Source organism: Tenacibaculum amylolyticum (assembly GCF_964511145.1).
GTDB lineage: Bacteria > Bacteroidota > Bacteroidia > Flavobacteriales > Flavobacteriaceae > Polaribacter > Polaribacter amylolyticum.
Map to the genome: position 1 here is coordinate 1 of NZ_CAZEFZ010000033.1, position 24239 is coordinate 24239.

Consider the following 24239-nt stretch of genomic DNA (forward strand, 5'->3'; position numbering starts at 1 on the left):
TTGGTAGAGCAAAGGACTGAAAATCCTTGTGTCCCTGGTTCGATTCCTGGAGGCACCACCATAAAAACCTTGATATTTTTATCAAGGTTTTTTTATGTTCTTTAGTTATCACAACTCATATACCCTTAGTATTATTGTTAAAAAAACATATTTAAACTAAAAAATTAACAAAAAATTTTAATATTCAATAACTGATTTATACTTTTGAAGTAGTATAAAGAATACCCCCGAAATGAAATTACTGCTTACTGAAATTCTCTTGTACTACACTTTTTAGATTAATCAAAAAGAAATATCAAAGCTTTTAAAAAGCTAACTGACTTTATAATTTATCTAAATGCCTATTACATAAAAATCTTTTCATTCTCTTCTAGCTTAGAGAAATGTTCGTGTATTAATAACATTTTGTGTAAATAACTGGGGCAGCCGAAAACCGAAAAGAGTAGGCAATAACTATCAAACCAAATTAATTATGAAAAAAATTAAATCTTTAGGAGTAATAGCCTTAGGAACCTTAATTTTTACTCTAATGAGTTTCAGTAACTCATCGGAAGAGCTTTATGGTGATTCGAAAAATATTCAATACACCATTTCAACTGATTATGAACAAGCTGATCAATCTGTAGCCACTCCCACAGCAGTAGCACTTGTCGTTACTAGAGTAGCTACAAGACAAGTTGTAAGGCAAACAGCAAGAGCTACAGCACGTTTAAGAACTAGAAGACTTATAGGTGGCGACAATCCTCCTGATCAAGATGAAGATCCAGATGATGATCAAACAAGAGCTTTACAAAGCTTAAAACTTAGATTGTTAAATTAATCTTTATGATTTCAAGGGGTAATTAAAAGTTCTTTACATAAAATAATTACCCCTTAAACATCGAAACAATGAAAAAAACACTCCCTTATTTCATCGTCGGTATATTTTCTATTTATTGGCTATGTACAATTATTTATGTAAGTCCTAATAACTATATAAAAATATCTCTATTAAAGCAGGAACAAGCTTTCGACATTTTCTTTTTTCAAAAATGGGGGTTCTTTGCTCCTCCACCAGATTATAATGATCGATTATACTACACTTTTCATTCGAAAAAAGATTCAACTAAAGCATACACCTTTGAAGTAATGGAAACACTACAAGAAAAGAAAAGCGCAAGAGCTCCTTTTAATTCTTCTGAAGATATTTTAGACTATATACTATCTAACACGTTAAATAGTATTAGTAGTGGTTTAGTTACTATTAACCAAAAGATTGAATATGATAAAAAAACACCCTTTGATTCTCTTAAAAACAGAATGAACATTATTGAAAGAGAGAAAAACTACGTGCAATCTTCTAACAACTTTAGCACATTAAAAAAATACGCCGAGTTTGTTGCCAAGAAAAATAATTTAAATATTAAAGATTATTTTTTAACCATAGAAATTGTTCAATCTAATATGCCAAAGTTTGCAGATAGAAACGAATTAGAAGCCCCTAAAAAATCATTGGATAATTTAATCTTCAAAAGCGATAAAATAAATTTTTAACAGAATGATTGATAAATTACTTCAAGAGAATAGATTTAGTTTTTACGCTCCTTTTTTTAGAGTATTTATTTGTATTTACCTATTAAAAGATATTATTATAATGTGGCAATTTAATGATATTATTTACAAAGGAAATTCTTTTGCATATCCTAATCTATCTCCTTTTTTAGAAACCTTTAATATAAACACTCACTTAGTTAGAGAGAATTTTAATGTATTCTATAGTATATATATTCTATTAATATTATTATTTCTCTTAGGAATAGGAAAAAGAATTACTGTATTCTTCTTATTTATTTGTATTGAAATAACTCAAAATCTAGCATGGATTACCTTAAATGGAGGTGACAATATTCTAAAGTTTGCTATTTTATATTTCATTTTTATTGATAGCTATTCTAAATACAGCATTACCCCATTAAAATATAAAAGTGAATATTCTAGGCAAATAGGAAACTTGCTCTCAAATTTAGGTGGTTACTCACTTTGCTTTCATTTTTGTTTAGTTTACTTAGTATCAGCACTACATAAAATTAACGCTGATGTTTGGTTTAATGGTGTAGCCACTTATTATATTTTAGGATCTGAAAGATTTCGAGGTACACCTTGGAATGTTGCTTTAGTTAAAAATGGATTCTTTGTTACACTAACAACATATGGAGCTGTTATTATAGAATTATTTTTCCCTTTCTTAGTTTGGAATAAAAGATTCAAGTTTTTACTTTTAATAGCTGCAGCGCTCCTACATTTAGGGATTGCCATTTTTATGATGTTATATGATTTTCAAATTTTATTTATACTCATATTAGGCTTCTTTATTACCAATAAAGAATGGACAATTATTCATCAAAAGATTTCCCATAACTTATATTCACTTAAAACTTTCTTTATAAAAGAATCTAGCATAAAGTTCTAATTATTTTTTTAAATACAGTTTATTTTATTTCCTATGAGCAAAAAGTACAAAAAGTGAGGAAATATGCATAAGCCTTTTGGAAGCGTGTGGCTGTACCTTTGTATCGTAATAAAAGTAAAGAAAACACGAAAGCGTATAGTTGTATAATACTAAGTGAGGTTGCTTAAAGCTTTTATTGAACCAATTTTATTAAATTCTAGTTCTTGCAAACTAATTTAATTACCTGCTTTAACTCCTCACTTTTACTCCGCTTCAAATTAATACTGTGTTCCTTTCACTAAAAAAATAAAGATATGAGTACAGAAACCATAGAAAACAGAACATTTAAAGCGCCAGAATTTCATGTAAAAAACTGGGTAGATGCTAATGGAAATAAAACAGATGAAATAAAATTAGCTGATTTTGAAGGTAAGTTTAAAGTTATTTATTGCTTTCAAAGTTGGTGTCCAGGTTGCCATAGTGCGGGTTTACCTAATTTAAAAAAGATGGTGGATGCTTTACAAGACAACGACAAAGTAGTCTTTTTAGCTGTGCAAACAGTATTTGAAGGATTTGAAGCTAACACTTATGAGAAAATGTTAGAAACTCAAAAGAAATATGATTTAAAAATACCTTTTGGCCATGATGCAGGTGATGACGACAAATCTCGTTCTAATATCATGCAAAATTATAGAACTGGAGGTACTCCTTGGTTTATCTTCATAGATCAGCATGATAATGTAATCTTTGCGGATTTCCATTTGAATGTAGATGCTGCGATAAAGGTTTTAAAAAGTATTCACTAATGCTGAGAAATATTCCTATAATTAAATTATACGGAACTAAAGACTGTCATAAAACTCAATACTATATAGAGTTTCTTGATGGTATTGGATTGCCTTATCAATTTTTAGATGTGCAATTATATGCAACTTATGCAAATGAGTTGCGTAATCTTTATGAAAATCATAAATTAAACTTTCCAACTATTACTATTGGAAAAAAGAAACTCCGCAATCCACGTAAAGAAGAACTCTTAAAATGGATGCATAAATTAATACCAAGTATGTTAGATTTAAAACACGACAAAGAACAGCAAAAATATACGCTCGATATTAACGGTGAAGAAGCTAGAGTAGATTATGTATTAAAAGACGGTAAAATGTACCTTACACATTCCGAAGTTCCTTATAACTTAAGAGGACAGGGAATTGGTAAAGAACTCGTTTTAAAAACTTTTGAAAAATTAACCGAAGAAGGTCATAAAGCTGTTGCTATGTGTTCGTATATAAAAGCTGTTAAAAATAGAGACAATCACTGGAAAGATATTATTGAATAATCTTTAAAGACTGTAAACATAATATGCTGAAACAATTCAGTATAGTATTTTAACAAGCAACCCAAATTTTCTACTATAATTTGAAAGTTGAACTCCTTAACTATATATAGCATTCATAATTAAGGAGTTTTTGTTTGCATATTTTTAGAATATCTCGCTAGCTATACTTTTAATATTATCTGATTTTCCCATAGAATAATAATGTAAAAAAGGAACTCCTTTTTTTATCAACTCTTTACTTTGAGCGATACACCATTCAATTCCAATTTGTCGTACTTCTGTATTGTCTTTTGCTTTTACAACTGCCATTACCAAATCATCTGGTAAATCTACTTTAAATCTGTGTGGAATAAGGTTTAATTGTTTTTTGGTAGAAATTGGTTTTAGACCTGGAATTATAGGAACAGTAATTCCTTCACTTTTACACTTTTCAACAAATTCAAAATACTTTTGATTATCGAAAAACATTTGCGTAACAATATAATCTGCCCCTTGTTTAATTTTCTTTTTTAAGAAATGAATATCTGATTCTAAACTTGGAGCTTCCATGTGTTTTTCAGGATATCCTGCTACTCCAACACAAAAATCTGTGCATGATGTATTCTGCAAATCTTTATCTAAATATTTCCCTTGATTTAAGTTTTCTATTTGATCTACTAATTCATTTGCAAACTTATGCCCGTCTTTCTCTGGTTTGAAATAAATCTCGCTTTTTACAGCATCTCCTCTCAACGCCATTACATTATCGATTCCTAAAAAATCTAAGTCTATTAAAAAGTTCTCAGTGTCTTCTTTAGAAAAACCTCCGCATAATACATGTGGAATTGCATCTACATTATATTTATTTTGAATAGCCGCACAAATTCCTACTGTACCTGGACGTTTTTTAACAATTTTCTTTTTTAATAATCCATTATCTAATTCTTGATATACATATTCTTCTCTATGATAGGTTACATCTATAAATGGTGGATTGAACTCCATTAATGGATCTATATTATTAAAAATAGAATCTATATGTTGACCTTTTAATGGTGGTAAGATTTCAAATGAGAATCTTGTTTTTCCTTTTGACTGTGCTATGTGTTCTGTAACTTTCACAATACTACTTTTAATTGTCATTGTAAGTGAAGTATAACAACCTTTTGAAATAGATTATTTCACTTTGTTCGTAATGACGTATTTAGTTTATTTTAACTTTACTTCAATAATTTATTTTAATCGGCAATTATTGGACTTAACCATTTTTTTGCTTCTTCTAGAGAAATCCCTCTTCTTGTTCTATAATTTTTTAATTGATCTTCTTTAATTTTTCCCAATCCAAAATATTTCGCTTCAGGATTTCCGAAGTAGTATCCAGATACACTTGCTGCTGGCCACATTGCTAAACTTTCTGTAAGTTTTACTCCTATCCTTTCTTCTACTTGTAACAACTCCCAAATTGTATTTTTCTCTAAATGATCTGGACAAGCTGGATATCCTGGTGCGGGACGAATTCCTTTATATGTCTCTTTTATAAGTTCTTCATTAGATAAGTTTTCGCTGGCTGCATATCCCCAATGTTTAGTTCGTACTTCTTTATGCAAATATTCTGCAAATGCTTCCGCTAATCGATCTGCCAATGCTTTAATCATAATTGAATTATAATCATCGTTTTGTTTTTCAAAATCGGCTGCTAGTTTTTCTGTTCCAAAACCAGCAGTAACACAGAAACAGCCTACGTAATCCTGTTTTCCTGTAGTTTTTGGTACGATAAAATCCGCTAAAGCAATATTAGGTACTCCCTCTTTTTTCTTTAACTGCTGACGTAGCGTTAGAAAAGTGGTTGAGTGATTTCCTTCGACATCGTACACTTCAATATCATCTTCTGTAGCATTCGCTGGAAATAGTCCAAAAACAGCTTTTGCTTTTAATAATCTTTGATCTAAAACTTTTGCCAATAATACTTTTGCATCTTCATATAATTCTGAAGCCTGTTTTCCAACAATCTCATCTGTTAATATATTTGGGAATTTTCCGTGTAAATCCCAAGACCTAAAGAAAGGACTCCAATCGATATAATCTAGCAAGACTTTTAAATCTAGACTTTCAATAACTTGAATTCCTAATGTATTTGGCTCAACAATCTCAGTTGTATTCCAATCTATTTTAAATTTATTTTCTCTTGCTTTTTCTAGGGGCACATAATTTTTCTGTTTCGTTCTATTCAAAAACTGATCTCTAAACTTATCATACTCGCTTCGTAATTGATCTTTAAAAATCTTATTATTTTCCTGTAATAAGTTTCCTACCACTGTAACCGCTCTCGATGCATCGTTTACATGTACCACAGAATTCCCATATTTCGGCGCAATTTTAACAGCAGTATGTGCTTTCGAAGTTGTTGCTCCTCCAATTAACAAAGGAATATTCATATCTTCCTTTTCCATTTCATTAGCTAAATACACCATTTCATCTAACGAAGGTGTTATTAAACCACTTAATCCTATAACATCTACTTCTTCTTTCTTAGCCACTTCGATGATTTTTTCTGGTGGCACCATTACTCCTAAGTCTACAATTTCATAATTATTACAACCTAATACCACACTCACAATATTCTTCCCTATATCGTGCACATCTCCTTTTACTGTTGCCATTAATATTTTTCCAGCAGAAGAAACATTAGAATCTTTAGATTCTTCGATATAAGGCTGTAAATAAGCCACTGCTTTTTTCATTACACGTGCTGATTTCACCACTTGTGGTAAAAACATTTTACCACTTCCAAATAAATCTCCAACAACGTTCATTCCTGTCATTAAATGCCCTTCTATAACTTGAATAGGTTTTACAACAGTTTGCCTAGCTTCTTCTACATCTTCTTCAATAAAACTATCTAATCCTTTTACTAAACTATGCGTAATACGATCTTGCAATTCCTTCTCTCTCCAAGCTAGTTGTTTTGTCGCATCTTCTTTTTTAATTCCTTTAACGGTTTCTGCAAAATCGAGTAATCGTTCTGTTGCGTCATCTCTACGATCTAATAATACATCTTCTACATGCTCTAATAAATCTTTAGAAATATCATCATATACTTCTAACATAGCTGGGTTTACAATTCCCATATTCATTCCATGTTGAATTGCATGATATAAAAATGCTGAATGCATTGCTTCTCGTACCGCATTATTCCCTCTGAAAGAAAAAGACACGTTACTAACTCCACCAGAAACACTTGCATAGGGTAAATTAGTTCGTATCCATTTTGTTGCTTTAAAGAAATCTATTGCATTCTTTCTATGTTCTTCCATTCCTGTAGCTACTGGAAAAATATTGGGATCGAAAATGATGTCTTCTGGTGCAAATTTTACAACGTCAACTAAAATTCTATAAGAACGCTCACAAATTTCTATTCTTCTCTCATAGGTGTCTGCTTGCCCTTTCTCATCAAACGCCATTACAATTGTTGCTGCACCATATCTTTTAATCAACTTTGCTTGATGAATAAATGTTTCTTCTCCTTCTTTTAAAGAAATAGAATTTACCACACATTTTCCTTGTGCTACTTGTAAACCTGCTTCTATTATTTCCCATTTAGAACTGTCTATCATAATTGGGATTCTAGCAATATCGGGCTCTGAAGCAATTAAGTTTAAAAATGTTACCATAGCATGCACGCCATCTAACATTCCTTCATCCATATTTACATCTAGAATTTGTGCTCCTCCTTCTACTTGGTTTCGAGCAACTTCTAATGCTTCTGCATAATTCTCTTCCTTAATTAATCTTAAAAATCTTCTTGATCCAGTAACATTAGTTCGCTCTCCAACATTGATAAAATTGCTTTCCGAAGTAACAATTAAAGGTTCTAAACCAGATAGTTTTAGGTATCTACTCATATTGTGATGTTAAAACAGTTCTTGGTTGGTATTTTTCAGCTACATCTGCTATTGCTTTTATGTGTGCTGGCGATGTTCCGCAACAACCTCCTATAATATTTAATAATCCGTCTTCTAAATAATTCTGAACTAAGGCTTGCATTTCTTCTGGACTTTGATCGTATTCTCCAAAAGCATTTGGTAATCCTGCATTAGGATGTGCCGAAGTAAAAAAGTCTGTATTATGAGACAATCTTTTTAAATAAGGCTGTAATTGTTCTGCTCCTAATGCACAATTAAAACCAACACTTAGTAAAGGAATATGGGAAATTGAAATTAAAAACGCTTCTACTGTTTGTCCTGAAAGTGTTCTACCACTGGCATCTGTAATTGTTCCAGATACCATTACTGGAATATCGATTTCTCTTTCTTCTTTTACCTCTTCAATTGCAAATAAAGCGGCTTTGGCATTCAGTGTATCAAAAATTGTTTCTACTAATAATACATCCGAACCTCCATCTAACAAACCTTCTACTTGTAATTTATATGCAATTCTTAATTCATCGAAAGTAACTGCTCTATATTCTGGTTTGTTTACGTCTGGTGATAAACTTGCTGTTCTATTTGTTGGACCAATAGAACCAGCTACAAAACGTGGTTTTTCTGGATTTTTAGCTGTGAACTCTTCAGCTACTTCTTTCGCTATTTTTGCAGATTCATAATTCAGCTCATATACCAAATCTTCTAATTGGTAATCTTCCATTGCAATTGTTGTTCCTGAAAAAGTATTCGTTTCAATAATATCTGCACCAGCTGCTAGATATTTTCGATGTACTTCTTTGACTGCTTCTGGTTGAGTTATTGATAATAAATCGTTATTTCCTTTTAATGGACTAGGATGATCTTTAAATCGTTCTCCACGGAAATCTTCTTCCGAGAATTTAAAATCCTGTAGCATTGTTCCCATTGCACCATCTAGTACAAGAACTCTTTTTTGTATTTCTGAATATATGTTGTTTGACATTCCTGATAAAAATATATGTTAGGTTATCAGGAAAAGAGGAAGTAATTTCTCTTGGGTTATCTCTCTGTTACTCATATTTAATCTAGAATTAACAGTAGAATTTAGCACCTTCTTTGTAAATACAAAGGGTTGCTAAGGTTTCACAGGGTCTATTCCCTCCACCTTTCTTGATAACAATAACAAGTTAATGAACTGAAAGGCAAAGTTATTGATTATTTATTAATTTACAACAGTTATTAGTTTTCTTTTCATTTTTTATAACTCTAATGAATTAAAAGTAGCTTCTCTATTACTTATACAACAAGAAAAAACCCACCTAACATAAATGTCAAGTGAGTTTTAATTAAATTAATAAAATGAAATTCCCTTTTAATTAAACAATGGTTTAATCTTTCACAATTTTTGTTTCTTTAATTACCTTTCCTTCTGAGAATATTTTTAATACGTAAATTCCTTTTCTTAAACCCTCAACATTTAAGTTGTTTTCTACACTTTGTTTTACTCTTCTTCCCTCTAAGGAGTATAATTCTATTTTATCTATTTTCCTTTCTGACTTTATTAATAACTCTCCTGTTACTGGATTAGGATATGCTTTAAATCCAATGCTGTCATCAATTTCATCAGAACCTGTATCTACATAATTTACTTCTATTGTTTTTTTTGTTGTACATCCAGTACTTAAATCAGTTACTTCAACAATGTAAGGGTACACTCCTTCTGTATATTTTCTTATGTAAACTCTATCACTTGTACTAAGAACCTGTGTACTATTTTCTTCATACCATTTATATTCATACTGTGTGTTTGGGGATAATCCTATTACTTTTCTTGAAACAAGTTCTCCTAATCCTGCTATTAAGTAATTCCCAAAACCAAATCCTGGTTTTCCTTTTACTTTTACTCTCATTACTTTTTCTATCCAAGTATTCGTAGGCCCAGAATTTATAGCTAATTTCACAAAATACGTTCTATTACTATTGTCTGGGACTGTTATTTGAAAATGGTCTTGTAAGTTCATTTTCCCAGAAGGCACTCCGTCATGCCATTTAGTGGTTTCATGTTTATTTCCGTTAGCATCGAAATAATATACACTTGTAAAATGTTGAATTCTTCCATTATGATCTAATGAAGTATCAACTGTTCCTCTACCATCTAAAATTACAGGATCTCCACTACAAATAGTAATCCCACCTGGATGAGTGTCTGCATTCTTTCCATTTACAACCATTTTCACTTTTCCTGATTGATTTAATGCTCCAGACATCGTAACTGCATCTAAATACATTTCACTACGTTCATTATTGTTTGGTGAGTGAAAAATAAAAAGCAATTGTGTAAAATCCTGCGTTGGGGTAAATGAAATATTTGGGCTTTGAGGTGCTGCATAAGAGGTACCAGACCATCTAGGTTCTGTTTTTTGAGATACTTTGGTTACCAACATTTGATCATAATATGGTAATCCATCGTAGTAATTACCATTAAAGTTTTCTAACTCTTCTAATAAATTACTACTTACATCATAGTTAGCTGTTGCACTATTCGTTGCTATTATATACAATGTTCCTTCGGTATTTTTTCTATAGTCAAATTTTAAATTATATGTTTCTCCAGCTTTCATAGGATAGTACATAAACATAGCGCTTCCCTTTTTTTTACCATCCCAGTTCTTGTACTGTAAAGAAGCAAATTTAGAACCGTTACCACATGGCCCACAAGTATACACAGGAGCATTACCTCCGTTAAAATAAACTCTTGGTTTTCCTTTATGAGCAAACCAGCTTGGACCAACTCTTCTAGTTACAAAAAAATCAAGTTCACTAGAATTAGGGAGAAGAGGATGAAGATTTTCAAAACTACCATTCTGAAAAGAATATGGCGAATATGCTGACGGTGGTGGATTAAATGCAGATAATATTATTGCATAGAAAAATAGTACAATTGTCATTTGTTGTTTCATCTTAAAATAGATTTACGGGGTTAAAAATTAATTATGTGCAATGTTAAAGAGTATATAGAATGAAATATCTATTCACTTTCTAAAAGGAAGGAATCGGTTTCTTAATGGTATTAGAAACTTGTCGAAAGTCGTATACTTTAATTTATAAATAGAGGAAGTATACTGGTAAAAATTTATAGCTGTTAAAAACAAAAAACCAGTATCTAAGATATACTGGTTTTTTTAATGAGCAATCAACCATACTTGATTGAACATATATCGAAAAAAGTTGTAGTTTAAAACTGTTTGTAACAGTCTTAAAAAAATAATCTCTCCTTTGCTCTTTTCTCGACAACACTCAAGAAATTGCTCGATAAATAGTAACTAAGTCAGACTATTCATATAAAGTCTTCTTATCTCTTTTTAATAGTATTTTTCAACAACGATTTTACTATCTAAAGAAATAAAACAGTTAAGTTGTAAAAAACCCTACCTTTTGGTTTGTTTTTTTTTTGACTATTCAATAATTATTAGTTGTGACTAAACAGACAATTTTGATTATTTTTCTAAAAATGAATCTATAATTGTTTTTGCTTTTTTACAAGAAGTCTCTGGGTGATCATTTACCAATACAATATCAAAATATTTAGCATATTCCATTTCTTTTCTAGCCTTATTCAACCTTGTTTGAAGTGTAAGCTCTGTTTCTGTCTTTCTATTTCTTAAACGATTTTCTAATTCTTCTATAGATGGGGCTTTCACAAAAATCGCAATAGATTTATTTCCAAAATATTTTTTCAAATTCATCCCTCCTACAACATCTACGTCAAAAATTATAACTTTACCCTCTTTCCAAATTCGTTTTACTTCAGATTTTAAAGTCCCATAATAATTATCTTGATAAACCTCTTCCCATTCAATAAAATCTTTCGCGTTTATTTTTCTTTTAAAGTTTTCAACAGACAAGAAATGGTAATCTACTCCATCAACCTCAGTATTCCTTTTAGCTCTGCTGCAAGCTGAAATTGAGAATACTAATTCTTTATTCACAGAAAGTAAATGTTTAACTATTGTTGTTTTTCCTGCCCCTGAAGGTGCTGAAAAAATGACAACTTTCTCTTTTAATTGCATTTTATTTTCAAGTTTACTTTTGGCAAAAGTATAAGAAACTAAATTATAAGAAAAAAAGTACATAATAAATTCATGTACTTTCATAAAATAACTGTCAATAGTAATATGTACTATTTAATATTTAGCTAACAATAGTTCTCGACTGCGCTCGAACTGACAAACTTTTACTGAAAAATATCTGATGATAAATAACGATCTCCGCGATCGCAGATGATTGATACAATGATTCCTTCATCAATGGTTTCTGCTAGTTTTAATGCAGAAGCTGCAGCTCCTCCACTACTCATTCCTGCAAAGATTCCTTCCTCACGTGCTAATCGTACCGTCATTGCTTTAGCTTCTTCTTGTGTTACTTCTAATACTTGGTCTATTTTTTCTCTTTTAAAAATAGCTGGTAAATATTCTTCCGGCCATTTTCTTATCCCTGGAATACGCGCACCTTCTTTTGGTTGTACTCCAATGATTTTAATATTTTCGTTTTGCTCTTTTAAATAATCTGAAACCCCAGTTATTGTTCCCGTAGTTCCCATTGCCGAAACAAAATGTGTTACTTGCCCGTTTGTATCTCTCCAAATTTCTGGACCTGTAGTACTATAATGCGCTTTTGGGTTGTCGAAATTATCGAACTGATTTAAACGGAAATATCCTTTTTTATATTTTAGTTCTAAAGCATGATCTATCGCTCCTTCCATTCCTACTTCAGAAGGCGTTAAGATTACTTCAGCTCCGTAAGCTCTCATGGTTTTTACACGTTCTACAGTAGCATGTTCTGGCATTACTAATACCATATTTACACCTAATACCTTTGCCATTAAAGCCAATGCTATTCCAGTATTTCCACTAGTCGCTTCTACTAAAGTATCTCCTTTTTTTATGTTCTTCTTCTTTAAAGCTTCAGAAATCATAAAATAGGCAGCTCTATCTTTTACACTTCCTCCCGGATTATGACCTTCTAACTTTAAGAATAAGCGTACATTTTCTTTATTTATAATATTTGTAGCTTCTACTAAAGGCGTATTCCCTACAAAATCTGTAATATTCTTTGCGTTCATTTGTTGTTTTTTTAAGTATAAATACTGTTCTGTGATTTATAAATAACTGTTGAGTTGGGTTCTATAGATTTTGTAATACACACATTAGCTCCTATTGTTGTATTTTCTCCAACCGTAATATTTCCCAGAATTGTTGCATTGGCATAAATAGTAACATTGCTTTCTATTGTTGGATGCCGCTTTACTTCGGCTAATTCTTTTTTTACTTGAATTCCACCTAGTGTTACTCCTTGATAAATGCTTACATTATTTTCTATAATTGTTGTTTCTCCAATTACAACTCCTGTTGCATGATCTATAAAAAATGATTCTCCAATAGTTGCTCCCGGGTGAATATCGACTCCTGTAAGTCCATGTGCATATTCACTCATCATTCTTGGTAAAATAGGCACATTAATTTTGTACAATTCATGACTCAATCTATGAACAGCAATTGCGTGAAATCCTGGATATGCCAAATACACTTCTCCTAAACTCTTACAAGCTGGATCTGATGCTTCGAAAGCTTGGGCGTCTAAATCTAACGTTCTTCTAATCTCGCAAAAAGATAGCTGATAATAGGTCCAAATTTCTTCTGCTTTATCTACACAAAGTCCGTTTAAAATTTTTAAAAACTGTGTTCTTAAGTGATTTGCTTTTTCTTGACAGGCATCATCAAACAATGCATAAAACAGTTGTTTAGTAAATGATGCTACCTCATCTTTTAGCGATAAATCGTAATTATTGAATTGCATTTTTCACCTTTTTATATAAAGATAACTAACTTTCTGGTGCTAGTTCTATTTCTAATCCTTCTAATTTTGGCGTGACTTGAATTTGACATCCTAGCCTACTATTATCTTGTACATCAAATGCTTCTGCTAACATTGCATCTTCATCATCAGACATTTCTGGTAGTTCATGATCTGATTTGATATAACATTGACAAGAAGCACACATTGCCATTCCTCCGCATATTCCAATAGTTCCTTCTGGAGCCAATTCATATGAACGAACGACTTCCATGATGTTCATTGCCATATCTGTCGGAGCAACTACTTCATGAATTACACCTTCTCTATCGGTTATTTTTAATGTAACATCTTCTTGCATTACTCAATAGCTTTTACCACAGCTTTTGGCGCTACTTTTTTGGTTCCATCAAAACCTTCTACACCTCCCACTGTTGTATATTTCATTACATATTTTTTATCTGGATGAATTCTTTTATAAGCACTTTGACACATTAATGTAGCTTCATGGAATCCACATAAGATTAATTTTAGTTTTCCTGGATAGGTATTTACATCTCCAATCGCATAAATTCCAGGAATATTTGTCTGATAATCTAATGAGTTATCAACTTTAATAGCATTCTTTTCAATCTCTAACCCCCAATTTCCAATAGGTCCTAATTTTGGAGCTAATCCAAATAATGGAATAAAATGATCTGTATCTATGATAAAAGGCTCTTTATCTTTTTGCTCTACTACAACACCTGTTACATGCTCTTCTCCTAAAATTCCTTTTACTTCTGCTGGCGTAATTAAATTGATTTTTCCTAAATTCTTTAATTCTTGTACTTTTTCTACAGAATCTAAAGCTCCTCTAAATTCATTTCTCCTATGAATTAAAGTTACTGATTTTGCTACATCGGTTAAAAAGATAGACCAGTCTAAAGCTGAATCTCCTCCTCCAGCTATTACGACATCTTTATCACGATATAATTCTGGCTCTTTAATCATGTATTCTACACCTTTATCTTCGAAAGTAACAATGTTTTCGATAGGTGGCTTTCTAGGTTCAAAACTTCCCAATCCACCTGCAATTGCTACTACAGGTGCTTTGTGTTTTGTTCCTTTATTTGTAGTAACAATAAAACTTCCATCTTCTTGTTTCTCTATGGTTTCTGCACGTTCTCCTAATGTAAAACCTGGTTGAAATTGTTTTCCTTGCTCTAATAATTTTGTAGTTAAATCTCCTGCCAAAATTTCTGGATATGCTGGAATATCATAGATCGGTTTTTTAGGATAAATTTCTGAACATTGTCCTCCTGGTTGTGCTAATGCATCTATTAAATGACAGCGTAATTTTAACAATCCAGCTTCAAAAACCGTAAATAATCCTGTTGGCCCTGCTCCTATAATTAATATATCTGTTTCTATCATTACTCTTTATTTTTCTACTAAGCTCTTTGTGAACTCATTTAAGGTTACTACTTTTTCTTCAAAGTTTCCTTTTATTGTTTTTCTGTATTCGTTTAAGTTTTGTACCAGATTGTCTATTTTATCTGGGATGACCCCTTCAAAAAACTGTCGCAATCGCTTGGCTGTTGTTGGTGATTTTCCATTTGTAGAAATAGCCACTTTTACATTTCCTTTCGTAACAATTCCGCCCATATAAAAATCGCAATACGGTGGATTGTCTGCTACATTTACTAATTTATTCTGCAATCTACAGTCTAAATACACTTGCATGTTTACCTTAGGTTTGTCTGTAGTAGCAATTACAATATGTTTTCCTTCTAAATAGGATGATTTATAAACATCTTCTACAAAACTTACCGCTCCTTTCATTGCTGCTTCAATAGTTCCTTGTCTAAACATGGGTGCTACTATTGTTACTTTTGCATCTGGACTCGATTTTAGTAAAAATGTTAGTTTTTCTTCTGCTACATATCCTCCTCCAACAATTAATACTTCTAATTGTTCTGTTTTTAAAAAAATAGGATATAAATTATTTCTTTCTGTACTCATTACACCACATCTTTTACAACTACTTCTTCTTGGATTTTTTCTAATTGTGCTCGATGTTTTACAACTTCTCCTAACACAATAATAGCCGGATTACTTAATTTTTGCTCTTGTACTACTGACTCTATTGTATCCACCGTTCCAACACCTATTTTTTCTTGCGGTGTTGTTCCGTTTTGAATAATGGCTACTGGTAATTCTTGTTTTCCTTCTTGCTTGAATAAAGAAATGATTTGAGAAAGTTTTCCCATTCCCATAAGAATGACAACCGTTGCATTCGATTTAGCTGCTAAAGCTACATCTCCAGATAGCTGATGTTCTTTTGTAGTTCCTGTAATAACCCAAAAACTTTCTGCGCTTCCTCTTTTTGTAAGTGGAATATTTTGATATGCTGGCACTGCTAACGAAGAAGAAATTCCTGGTACAACTGCTACTTGCATTCCGTTAGCTGCTGCATATTCCATTTCTTCTGCTCCTCTTCCAAAAATAAACGGATCGCCACCTTTTAATCGTACTACATGACCATGTGTATGACCTCTAGCCACAATTAATTCATTGATTTGTTCTTGTTGGTATCTGTAACAGCCTCTTCGTTTTCCTACAAAAATGAGTTCTGCTTCTGGGTTTACATAACTTAGCAATTCTGAGTTTACTAAAGCGTCGTATAATACGACATCTGCTTCTTTTAAAACGTTAATTGCTTTTAGTGTTATGAGTTCTACATCACCTGGTCCTGCTCCTACTACTGTTAATTTTGGTTGCACATTCATCTTCCTTCATTTTAACTTTCAACGGCTTGTTTTCTATAAATATCTACTTGTTTATAAAACGCTGCTGCTTGCGCTGCATAACGCTTTGCAAATTCCTCTGTTGGCTCATTTTTATTGATTTGATATACAAAATCTGCAAATGTTCCTTCTAAAGTTACTTTTCCCGTACTTACAAATACCTCATCGAAATTGTTGATGATACTTGCATGGGTATTTGTTTTTGCGCCTTCTCCTGTTAATAATGCTTTTGCTGTATTTACAATAGCCGCGTAAGAATGGTAAATACTATCTGACCATAGTTTATCTTTAATAGCTTCTGTTGCGTTTTCTATTTTTTCTTCGCTTTCAAATAGTAAAGTCGCTACTAAATCAATTACAACTCCAGCACATTCTCCAACACCAATTGCTTTTACATAATTTTTATCATGTCCCCAATCAATGAAATCGTCTTCCGTTAAATTTTTGGTATCTGATAAATGTTTTAACAAATCGTAGAAGTAAGTTTTTCCTTGACGATCGTAATACGCTAAGAAGTCTTCAGTTTCGTTACTATTCGATTCAAAATCGTGTAATAAAATTCGTAAAGCTTCTGGTCCTCTTTTACTTGGAATTTTCACCAATTTATCTGAAAAACGCCCTTGTCCGTTTCCTAAAATTCCACCTCCAATTAATATTTGTAAAGCTGGAGCTACTAAATTTCCTGATTTAATAGACATTCCTTGGAAACCTATGTGTGCCATATTATGCTGGCCACAAGCATTCATACAACCACTAATTTTAATGGTTACTTCTTTATTATTTATGTATTGTGGATATTCTGCTTTTAATACACGTTCTAATTCTGCGGCAATTCCTGTACTGCTTGAAATTCCTAAATTACAAGTATCGGTTCCTGGACAAGCAGTAATGTCTACTATGCTATTATATCCTTCTTCTGCAAAACCTAATTTCTTAAGTTCTGTATAGAAAAATGGTAAAAATGCTTCTCGTACATGACGTATTAAAATATTTTGACGTAATGTGAATCGTAATTCGTTTGCCGCATATTTCTTAACTAAATCTGCTAATAATCTTGCTTTGTCTGTATAAAAATCTCCTAAATGTACTTTGATTCCTACAGCAAATAATCCTTCTTGCTTTTGAGCTAACACATTGGTTTCTTTCCAAGTTTCATATGCTTTCTCATCTTCAATAGTTACCGCTGGAACATTCTCTGTTTCAAAAACAATATCTTTTTCAAATTCTATAGTATCTATAGGAAATGATTGATAAGCTAAGGCTCTTTTTTCCTCTTCTACCAACGTTAAAAAGCCATCTAAGCCAAGATCTTTTACTAAGAATTTTAAACGTGCTTTCGCTCTTTTGGCTCTTTCTCCATAACGATCGAACACTCTTAAAACTCCCTCTATTGTTGGGATTAATAAATCTGTTTCTAAGAATTCATACATTACATCTGCGTGCCTTGGTTGCGATCCTAGTCCACCCGCTAGTAACACTTTAAACCCTTTAATTTCTGTTCCTCCAACATTTTTTGTTTTTGCTATAAAACCTAAATCATGCATAAAACTTATTGCAGTATCTTCATCTGTAGCTGAAAAAGACATTTTAAATTTTCTTCCCATTTCTTGACAAATTGGATTTCTCAAGAAAAATTGAAAGGTTGCATGTGCATACGGTGTTACATCAAAAGGTTCATTTCGATCTATTCCTGCAGTTTCTGAAGCAGTTATATTACGTACTGCATTACCACAAGCTTCTCTTAATGTAATATCGTCTTTTTCTAATTGCGACCACAATTCTGGTGTTCGATCTAAACTCACATAATGAATTTGAATATCTTGACGTGTGGTTATATGTAATCTTCCTCTAGAGTATTCATCAGAAACATCGGCTATTCTATGTAATTGTTCACTGGTAACTTTTCCATATGGAATTTTAATACGTACCATTTGAACTCCTAGCTGTCTTTGTCCGTAAACTCCACGTGCTAAACGCAAACTACGAAAACGTTCTTCGTCTACTCTACCTTCTTTAAAGAGTCTGATCTTTCTTTCTAATTCTAAGATATCTTTCTCTACTAGGGGATTTTCTATTTCGCTTCTAAAACTTTGCATGATCTTACCTATTATTTAGTTATGCAAAAACTCTTGTTTTCTTAATAATTCTTCTTCTGTCTCTACATGATCTTCATCTGGAACACAACAATCTACTGGACAAACTGCTGCACATTGTGGTTCTTCGTGAAATCCTTTACACTCGGTACATTTATCTGGAACAATAAAATAGTATTCGTCTGAAACAGGTTCTTGGTCTTCTTCAGCGTTTACTTTTGTACCGTTTAATAATTCTATATTTCCTTCTAAAGAGGTTCCTTGACTATAATTCCAGTCTTCCGCTCCTTCGTAGATTGCCGTATTTGGGCATTCTGGCTCACAAGCACCACAATTGATGCATTCATCTGTTATTATAATTGCCATACCATTTCTGTTTAATTTATGAAACCAACTCCCGAAGTATTATTGGTTTTTGGATTGATTAAAATGAAAGATCCATTTGCTCTATTCTCCTTGTAACTATCTATAAATAAAGGCTTACTCACTTTCAGGTTTACTTTCCCTATTTCATTAAGGGAAAGTTTTGAAGGGTTTTTATCTTCACCTGAAAAATCTGTGTGTATAATATTTTCTAAACTGGTTATTTTAACTTGTGCATCGTTAATACCATGTTTTATATAATATTTTTCTGAGGCTTGTAAAGGAGTTTTATCCATCCAACAGATTGTAGCTTCTAATTGCTTTACAATTTGTGGTTCTTCTCCCGTTTTCACCAACATATCTCCTCTGCTTATATTTACATCATCTTCTAAAGTAATACTGATAGAACTTCCGCTTTGTACTTCATCATATTGTTGATTGAAGAAATTAATACTCTTAACAATAGATTCTGTAGCTGATGGTAACACTGTTACTTTATCACCAACTACTAAGTTTCCACCATATAATTTTCCAGCATATCCTCTATAATCGTGATATTCTTCTGTTTTAGGTCTTATCACTGTTTGAATAGGGAAACGAGCTTTAGCAATCTCTTCCTTTTCTTCGAATTGTAAATCTTCTAAATAATTCAACAAACTTTTACCTTCGTACCAAGAGATATTATTTGAAGATTTTACCACGTTATCTCCATGCAATGCTGAAATAGGAATGAACGTTAAGTTTTGATTTTTATATTCGCTTCTCTTCGCTAAATACTCTATCTCTCCTTTTATCTGATTGAACTTTTCTTCTGAATAATCCACCAAATCCATTTTATTAACTGCAATTACAACTTCTTTTACTCGTAATAAATTATTAATAAAAAAGTGACGATAGGTTTGTTCTACCACACCATTTCTAGCATCAACTAATATAATTGCTGCTTGAGAATTAGATGCTCCAGTAACCATATTTCTAGTGTATTCTATATGTCCTGGACTATCTGCAACAATAAAACTCGTTTTAGCTGTAGAAAAATAAATATGCGCTACATCTATCGTAATTCCTTGTTCTCGCTCTGCTACTAATCCGTCTGTTGCTAATGAAAAGTCTAAATAATCAAATCCTCTTTGTCTACTCTTTTCTTCAATTGCTTGTAATTTGTCTTCTGTTAATGAATTGGTATCGTATAATATTCTACCAATTAAAGTACTTTTTCCGTCGTCTACACTTCCTGCAGTTGCTATTTTTAGTACGTTCATTACTTATATTTTTTTCGAGTTTTAGGCTGTAAGATTTTTTAATCCCCATTAACATTTCCTACAGCCTTCACACTCAACTTTACTTTTGTTTTAAAAATATCCTTGTTGTTTACGTTTTTCCATGGCTGCTTCAGATCTTTTATCATCTATTCGAGCGCCTCTTTCAGAAATTTTTGAAGCTCGTATTTCCGAAACTACAGATGCTATATTATCTGCCTCTGAAATAACGGCTGCGGTACAGCTCATATCTCCTACGGTTCTAAATCTTACTGTTCGTTCTTCTACAGGTTCGTCTTCCTCTCTGTATACAATTTCATCGTTTACAGACCAGATTAAACCATCTCGTAAAAATGTATCTCTTTTGTGTGCGAAATAAATGGATGGTATTTCTATTGCTTCTTGCTGAATGTAGGACCATACATCTAATTCTGTCCAGTTAGAAATTGGAAAAACACGTACATTTTGTCCAAGATCTATATTACCATTCAACATATCGAATAATTCTGGTCGTTGATTTTTTTCATCCCATTGTCCAAAATCGTCTCTTACAGAAAAAATACGTTCTTTCGCTCTTGCTTTTTCCTCATCTCTTCGGGCACCTCCAATACAGGCATCAAAACCAAATTCTTCAATAGCATCTAATAAAGTTTCAGTTTGTAAAATATTTCTACTTGCATATTTTCCAGTTTCTTCTTTCACTTTACCAGCATCGATATTGTCTTGTACATTACGAACAATTAATTCTACTCCTAATTCTTCTGCTAATCGATCTCTAAATTCAATTGTTTCAGGGAAATTATGTCCTGTATCTATATGCAATAATGGAAAAGGTATTTTTGCTGGGTAAAACGCTTTTTGAGCTAATCTTACCAATGTGATACTATCTTTTCCTCCAGAAAATAATAATACTGGTTTTTCAAATTGTGCTACTACTTCTCTTAGTATGTATATTGCTTCACTTTCTAGCGCTCCTACTCTTAGTACATTCGTATTCATTATGCTATTTTTTAAATATGTAAACCACATTCTCTATTGTTCTCCACTTTGGTTGGATCGAAGTATTTGAATTCATTTGGTATGTCAAATTTTTCTAAATACGCATCTAATTCTTCATCTGAATAATTGTAAAACGGACTTACTTTTAAAACTCCATCTTTACTTACTGATACCACATCGATACTATCTCTAAAAGCAGTTTGCCCTTTTCTTAAATTTGTAAACCAAACATCTGGTTGATGTTCTTGCATAGCACGTTTAAACGGTTCTAGTTTTACTTGTTCTGTAAACACCTTGTGATTGGGATCGTTTACTATTGGTAGTCCTAAAACAATATCTCTATGTGCTACTGTTTGCTTTGGAACATATAATTGGACATTCAACTTTAATTTTTCAATCAATTCTTCTGCATGCCTATAAGTTTGCGGTGTATTATACCCTGTATCACACCATATTACTTTGATATCTGCAGCTTCAGATACTACTAAATTCAGAATTGCTCCTTCATAAGGTCTAAAGTTTGTAGTGATTACTGGTTTCTGAGCTACTGATAAAGCCCACTTCACAATCTCTTCTGGTGTTTTACTTTTTAACTCGGTATTAATTTTTGTTATGTCTAATGTTTCTAGGCTCATTTCTTACCCCATTTTATATTATTCCAAACTCTCTCATGAAAAAAGTAGAGTATCATTTTTGTTATTAATTCTATAGCTCCTATTGATAATGCTGTATTTACTTGTCCTGTAATTATCCAAGAAATTAATATGGTATCTATAGTTCCTACTGCTCTCCAACTTATCGATTTCACTATGCTCCTGATAGGTTTTTCGGAATGTTTATCTTCTTTATAATTCGTTTTATTTTCTAATACTTGTTCTATAATCATTTTAAAAACTTATTTACCCTATCGGATTAGTAGGTTTTTATTCACAACAAATATATGTACATAAATTTAATATCAAAGTAAAACTCAAAAAATTAACAGTATCGTAATATTTGTGTTTTTTATTCTAATAAATTTTGGAGAATAACGAGTCTCTAAAAGCCAAGTAAAATTCTGTTTTAAAAACCTTTATACTAAGTCTGCAAGCGTTGTATTTCTTAATACATTTAGCGTATTATCACGTACTTGAATCATTAATTTATGAACGGAACATTGTTCTTCATCAGGACAATCGTCACATTTTTCATAAAAGTTTAAGCTAACACAAGGTACCATTGCAATTGGTCCTTCTAAAGTTCTAATTACTTTAGTCATTTGTACATCTTCTGCTTCTTGCAGTAAATAATAACCTCCGCCTTTACCTTTTTTAGCTCCTAAGATTCCAGATTTTCTTAAGGTAAGTAATATACTTTCTAAAAATTTATGAGAAATATTTTCGCTTTCAGCTATGGTAGCTATTTGAACCTTAACTCCTTTTTCTTGTCTTGCAATAAAAGTTAGCGCTTTAATCCCGTATTTTGTCTTTTTAGAAAGCATAATACAAATATATACTTTCTATTATTAATTAATCTCCTAGTGCTTGGTTTAAATCGTTTATTATATCATTTGTGTTTTCTAATCCTACAGAACACCTTACTAATCCGTCTGTTATACCTACTTCTAATCTGTCTTCTTCGCTTAATTTACTATGTGTTGTAGAAGCTGGATGTGTAACAATTGTTCTTGAATCTCCTAAATTAGCTGATAATGAGCATAATTGAATTTTATCTAAAAATTTACGTCCAGCTGCTATACCCCCTTTTATTTCAAAAGCAATAATATTCCCTCCTAACTTCATTTGTTTTCTTGCTACTGTATATTGTGGATGTGATGGTAAAAAAGGGTATTTGACTACATTAATTTTTGGATGTCCTTCTAAAAATTGTGCTATTTTCAATGCATTTTCACAGTGTTTGTCTACTCTTAACGCCAATGTTTCTAAACTTTTGGACAACACCCAAGCATTAAAAGGAGACATTGCAGGTCCTGTATTTCTAGAAAACAGATAAATCTCTTTTACTAATTCAGCTTTTCCTACTGTTACTCCACCTAAAACTCTTCCTTGTCCGTCTATTAACTTTGTTGCTGAGTGAATTACCAAATCTGCTCCAAATTTTATTGGATTCTGTAAATAAGGTGTTGCAAAGCAATTGTCTATAATTAGTAATAGCTTATGTTTTTTAGCAATACTTGCTAATACTTCTAAATCCAAAATATCTACCGCTGGATTCGTAGGCGACTCCGCATATAAAATTTTAGTATTTGGTTGAATTAAACTTTCTATTTTCTCTAACTCGTTTACTTTAAAATAGCTGGTTTCAATTCCCCATTTAGGTAAATACTTGGTAAACAAACTATGTGTAGATCCAAAAACTGATCGTGATGAAACAATATGGTCTCCAGTATTTAGTAGTGCTGCAAATGTTGAAAATACAGCTGCCATTCCAGTAGCAAAAGCATAGCCAGCCTCAGCTCCTTCCATTGCTACAATTTTGTCTACAAATTCTGTAGTATTTGGATTCGAAAACCTACTGTATAAGTTACGCTGTTTTTCTTCTGCAAAAGAAGCTCTCATTTCTTCTGCATCTTCAAAAACAAAACTTGATGTTAAATATAAAGGAGTTGAATGCTCAGAAAATTGCGATCTTTCTGTTTGAATTCTTATTGCTTCTGTTTCGAAATGCTGACTCATATTTCTTCTTGATTTAAAATGATCTTATAATTGATCTTTGCTGTTTGTTCTATTATTTTGGCTACAGAGCAGTACTTTTCTAAAGCTAAACTTGTTGCTTTTTTAATTTTAATATCACTAATATCTCCTTCGAAACTATAAGTAATTGTAATCTCCTTAAAAATAGACGGTACTTCGTCTGTTTTTCTTTCTGCATCTATAGATACTTTATAATCGAAATCGAAAATGCGTTGTTTGTTTAAAATCTTTACCACATCTATACTACTGCAGCTTGCTAAACTCACCAGCATTAACTCCATTGGTCTAATTGCATTTACAGAAGTCTCTGTATTGCTTTTTCCTACCAATAGTGAATAACCTGTTTGGTTTTTTGCTTCAAACACTAAGTGCTTATTATAGTTTGTTAACTGAATATTCATTTTTCTATTTTTTGGTTCTTTTTATTGAGAGATTAGATCGTTACGTTTATAGATGAAAGAGAAAAGACTTTTATGCTCTTCTGTTTTTAAGATTCTTATTAGAATAAAACAAACAACTAATTCCTCTTTCTTTTCCTTGAT

25 protein-coding genes and 1 riboswitch are annotated in these 24239 nt (G+C 31.9%); of the genes, 5 read left to right on the forward strand and 20 right to left on the reverse strand.

What is annotated here, in order from left to right; translation table 11 throughout:
- Positions 1-472: 472 nt before the first annotated feature.
- The 5 genes from ACKTTC_RS11110 (at position 473) to ACKTTC_RS11130 (ending at position 3767) form a co-directional block, all read left to right on the forward strand.
- Positions 473-820, forward strand: coding sequence for a hypothetical protein (locus ACKTTC_RS11110; protein ID WP_408039900.1), 348 nt, complete (start codon positions 473-475; stop codon positions 818-820).
- 68 nt (positions 821-888) lie between these two features.
- Positions 889-1533 carry a hypothetical protein gene (locus ACKTTC_RS11115; RefSeq protein ID WP_408039901.1) on the forward strand — a complete coding sequence of 215 codons (645 nt, stop codon included), beginning with the start codon at positions 889-891 and terminating at the stop codon, positions 1531-1533.
- Between the two features lie 4 nt (positions 1534-1537).
- A complete protein-coding gene (locus tag ACKTTC_RS11120; protein WP_408039902.1) occupies positions 1538-2449 on the forward strand; it encodes a hypothetical protein in 912 nt (303 codons plus the stop codon).
- 293 nt (positions 2450-2742) lie between these two features.
- Positions 2743-3234, forward strand: coding sequence for a peroxiredoxin family protein (locus tag ACKTTC_RS11125; protein WP_408039903.1), 492 nt, complete (start codon positions 2743-2745; stop codon positions 3232-3234).
- Positions 3234-3767 carry an N-acetyltransferase gene (locus tag ACKTTC_RS11130; protein ID WP_408039904.1) on the forward strand — a complete coding sequence of 178 codons (534 nt, stop codon included), beginning with the start codon at positions 3234-3236 and terminating at the stop codon, positions 3765-3767. The genes ACKTTC_RS11125 and ACKTTC_RS11130 overlap by 1 nt, the downstream gene beginning before the upstream one ends.
- 144 nt (positions 3768-3911) lie before the next feature.
- Here the strand turns inward: ACKTTC_RS11130 and metF are convergent, their stop codons facing one another.
- The 20 genes from metF to ACKTTC_RS11230 form a co-directional block, all read right to left on the reverse strand.
- Complete coding sequence (gene metF, locus ACKTTC_RS11135) at positions 3912-4868, reverse strand: methylenetetrahydrofolate reductase [NAD(P)H] (RefSeq protein WP_408040038.1); 957 nt, start codon at positions 4866-4868, stop codon at positions 3912-3914.
- Positions 4869-4984: 116 nt separating this feature from the next.
- Positions 4985-7648 carry a methionine synthase gene (gene metH / locus ACKTTC_RS11140; protein ID WP_408039905.1) on the reverse strand — a complete coding sequence of 888 codons (2664 nt, stop codon included), beginning with the start codon at positions 7646-7648 and terminating at the stop codon, positions 4985-4987.
- Positions 7641-8651 carry a homocysteine S-methyltransferase family protein gene (locus tag ACKTTC_RS11145; RefSeq protein ID WP_408039906.1) on the reverse strand — a complete coding sequence of 337 codons (1011 nt, stop codon included), beginning with the start codon at positions 8649-8651 and terminating at the stop codon, positions 7641-7643. The genes metH and ACKTTC_RS11145 overlap by 8 nt, the downstream gene beginning before the upstream one ends.
- A gap of 75 nt (positions 8652-8726) precedes the next feature.
- Positions 8727-8828, reverse strand: a riboswitch (SAM riboswitch).
- Positions 8829-9036: 208 nt separating this feature from the next.
- Positions 9037-10608 carry a T9SS type A sorting domain-containing protein gene (locus ACKTTC_RS11150; RefSeq protein ID WP_408039907.1) on the reverse strand — a complete coding sequence of 524 codons (1572 nt, stop codon included), beginning with the start codon at positions 10606-10608 and terminating at the stop codon, positions 9037-9039.
- A gap of 537 nt (positions 10609-11145) precedes the next feature.
- Positions 11146-11718, reverse strand: coding sequence for a guanylate kinase (gene gmk / locus ACKTTC_RS11155; RefSeq protein WP_408040039.1), 573 nt, complete (start codon positions 11716-11718; stop codon positions 11146-11148).
- 164 nt (positions 11719-11882) lie between these two features.
- On the reverse strand, positions 11883-12770 hold the full coding sequence (gene cysM, locus ACKTTC_RS11160; RefSeq protein WP_408039908.1) for a cysteine synthase CysM: 888 nt from the start codon (positions 12768-12770) through the stop codon (positions 11883-11885).
- 11 nt (positions 12771-12781) lie between these two features.
- A complete protein-coding gene (gene epsC, locus ACKTTC_RS11165; protein ID WP_408039909.1) occupies positions 12782-13504 on the reverse strand; it encodes a serine O-acetyltransferase EpsC in 723 nt (240 codons plus the stop codon).
- Between the two features lie 25 nt (positions 13505-13529).
- A complete protein-coding gene (locus ACKTTC_RS11170) occupies positions 13530-13862 on the reverse strand; it encodes a 2Fe-2S iron-sulfur cluster-binding family protein (protein WP_408039910.1) in 333 nt (110 codons plus the stop codon).
- Positions 13862-14917 (reverse strand): NAD(P)/FAD-dependent oxidoreductase, encoded by a 1056-nt coding sequence (locus ACKTTC_RS11175; protein ID WP_408039911.1) that lies wholly within the window; start codon positions 14915-14917, stop codon positions 13862-13864. Before ACKTTC_RS11175 ends, ACKTTC_RS11170 begins: the two co-directional genes overlap by 1 nt.
- Before the next feature lie 6 nt (positions 14918-14923).
- The gene (locus ACKTTC_RS11180; RefSeq protein WP_408039912.1) at positions 14924-15505 is read right to left on the reverse strand and encodes a precorrin-2 dehydrogenase/sirohydrochlorin ferrochelatase family protein; all 582 of its coding nucleotides are present in this window, start codon (positions 15503-15505) and stop codon (positions 14924-14926) included.
- Positions 15505-16272 (reverse strand): uroporphyrinogen-III C-methyltransferase, encoded by a 768-nt coding sequence (gene cobA, locus ACKTTC_RS11185; RefSeq protein WP_408039913.1) that lies wholly within the window; start codon positions 16270-16272, stop codon positions 15505-15507. Before cobA ends, ACKTTC_RS11180 begins: the two co-directional genes overlap by 1 nt.
- A gap of 11 nt (positions 16273-16283) precedes the next feature.
- The gene (locus tag ACKTTC_RS11190; protein WP_408039914.1) at positions 16284-18386 is read right to left on the reverse strand and encodes a nitrite reductase; all 2103 of its coding nucleotides are present in this window, start codon (positions 18384-18386) and stop codon (positions 16284-16286) included.
- 15 nt (positions 18387-18401) lie between these two features.
- Positions 18402-18749, reverse strand: a complete 348-nt coding sequence (locus ACKTTC_RS11195) for a 4Fe-4S dicluster domain-containing protein (RefSeq protein ID WP_408039915.1) — start codon at positions 18747-18749, stop codon at positions 18402-18404.
- Between the two features lie 11 nt (positions 18750-18760).
- A complete protein-coding gene (locus tag ACKTTC_RS11200; RefSeq protein WP_408039916.1) occupies positions 18761-20008 on the reverse strand; it encodes a sulfate adenylyltransferase subunit 1 in 1248 nt (415 codons plus the stop codon).
- Positions 20009-20098: 90 nt separating this feature from the next.
- On the reverse strand, positions 20099-21004 hold the full coding sequence (gene cysD, locus ACKTTC_RS11205) for a sulfate adenylyltransferase subunit CysD (RefSeq protein WP_408039917.1): 906 nt from the start codon (positions 21002-21004) through the stop codon (positions 20099-20101).
- 11 nt (positions 21005-21015) lie between these two features.
- Positions 21016-21639 (reverse strand): phosphoadenosine phosphosulfate reductase domain-containing protein, encoded by a 624-nt coding sequence (locus tag ACKTTC_RS11210; RefSeq protein ID WP_408039918.1) that lies wholly within the window; start codon positions 21637-21639, stop codon positions 21016-21018.
- Positions 21636-21890 carry a DUF2061 domain-containing protein gene (locus ACKTTC_RS11215; protein ID WP_408039919.1) on the reverse strand — a complete coding sequence of 85 codons (255 nt, stop codon included), beginning with the start codon at positions 21888-21890 and terminating at the stop codon, positions 21636-21638. The genes ACKTTC_RS11210 and ACKTTC_RS11215 overlap by 4 nt, the downstream gene beginning before the upstream one ends.
- 186 nt (positions 21891-22076) lie before the next feature.
- On the reverse strand, positions 22077-22484 hold the full coding sequence (locus ACKTTC_RS11220) for an RrF2 family transcriptional regulator (RefSeq protein ID WP_408039920.1): 408 nt from the start codon (positions 22482-22484) through the stop codon (positions 22077-22079).
- A 28-nt stretch (positions 22485-22512) separates the two neighbouring features.
- Entirely contained in the window at positions 22513-23679 is a 1167-nt protein-coding gene (locus ACKTTC_RS11225; protein ID WP_408039921.1) for an O-succinylhomoserine sulfhydrylase, read from the reverse strand.
- On the reverse strand, positions 23676-24098 hold the full coding sequence (locus tag ACKTTC_RS11230; RefSeq protein WP_408039922.1) for an OsmC family protein: 423 nt from the start codon (positions 24096-24098) through the stop codon (positions 23676-23678). Before ACKTTC_RS11230 ends, ACKTTC_RS11225 begins: the two co-directional genes overlap by 4 nt.
- Positions 24099-24239 lie beyond the last annotated feature (141 nt).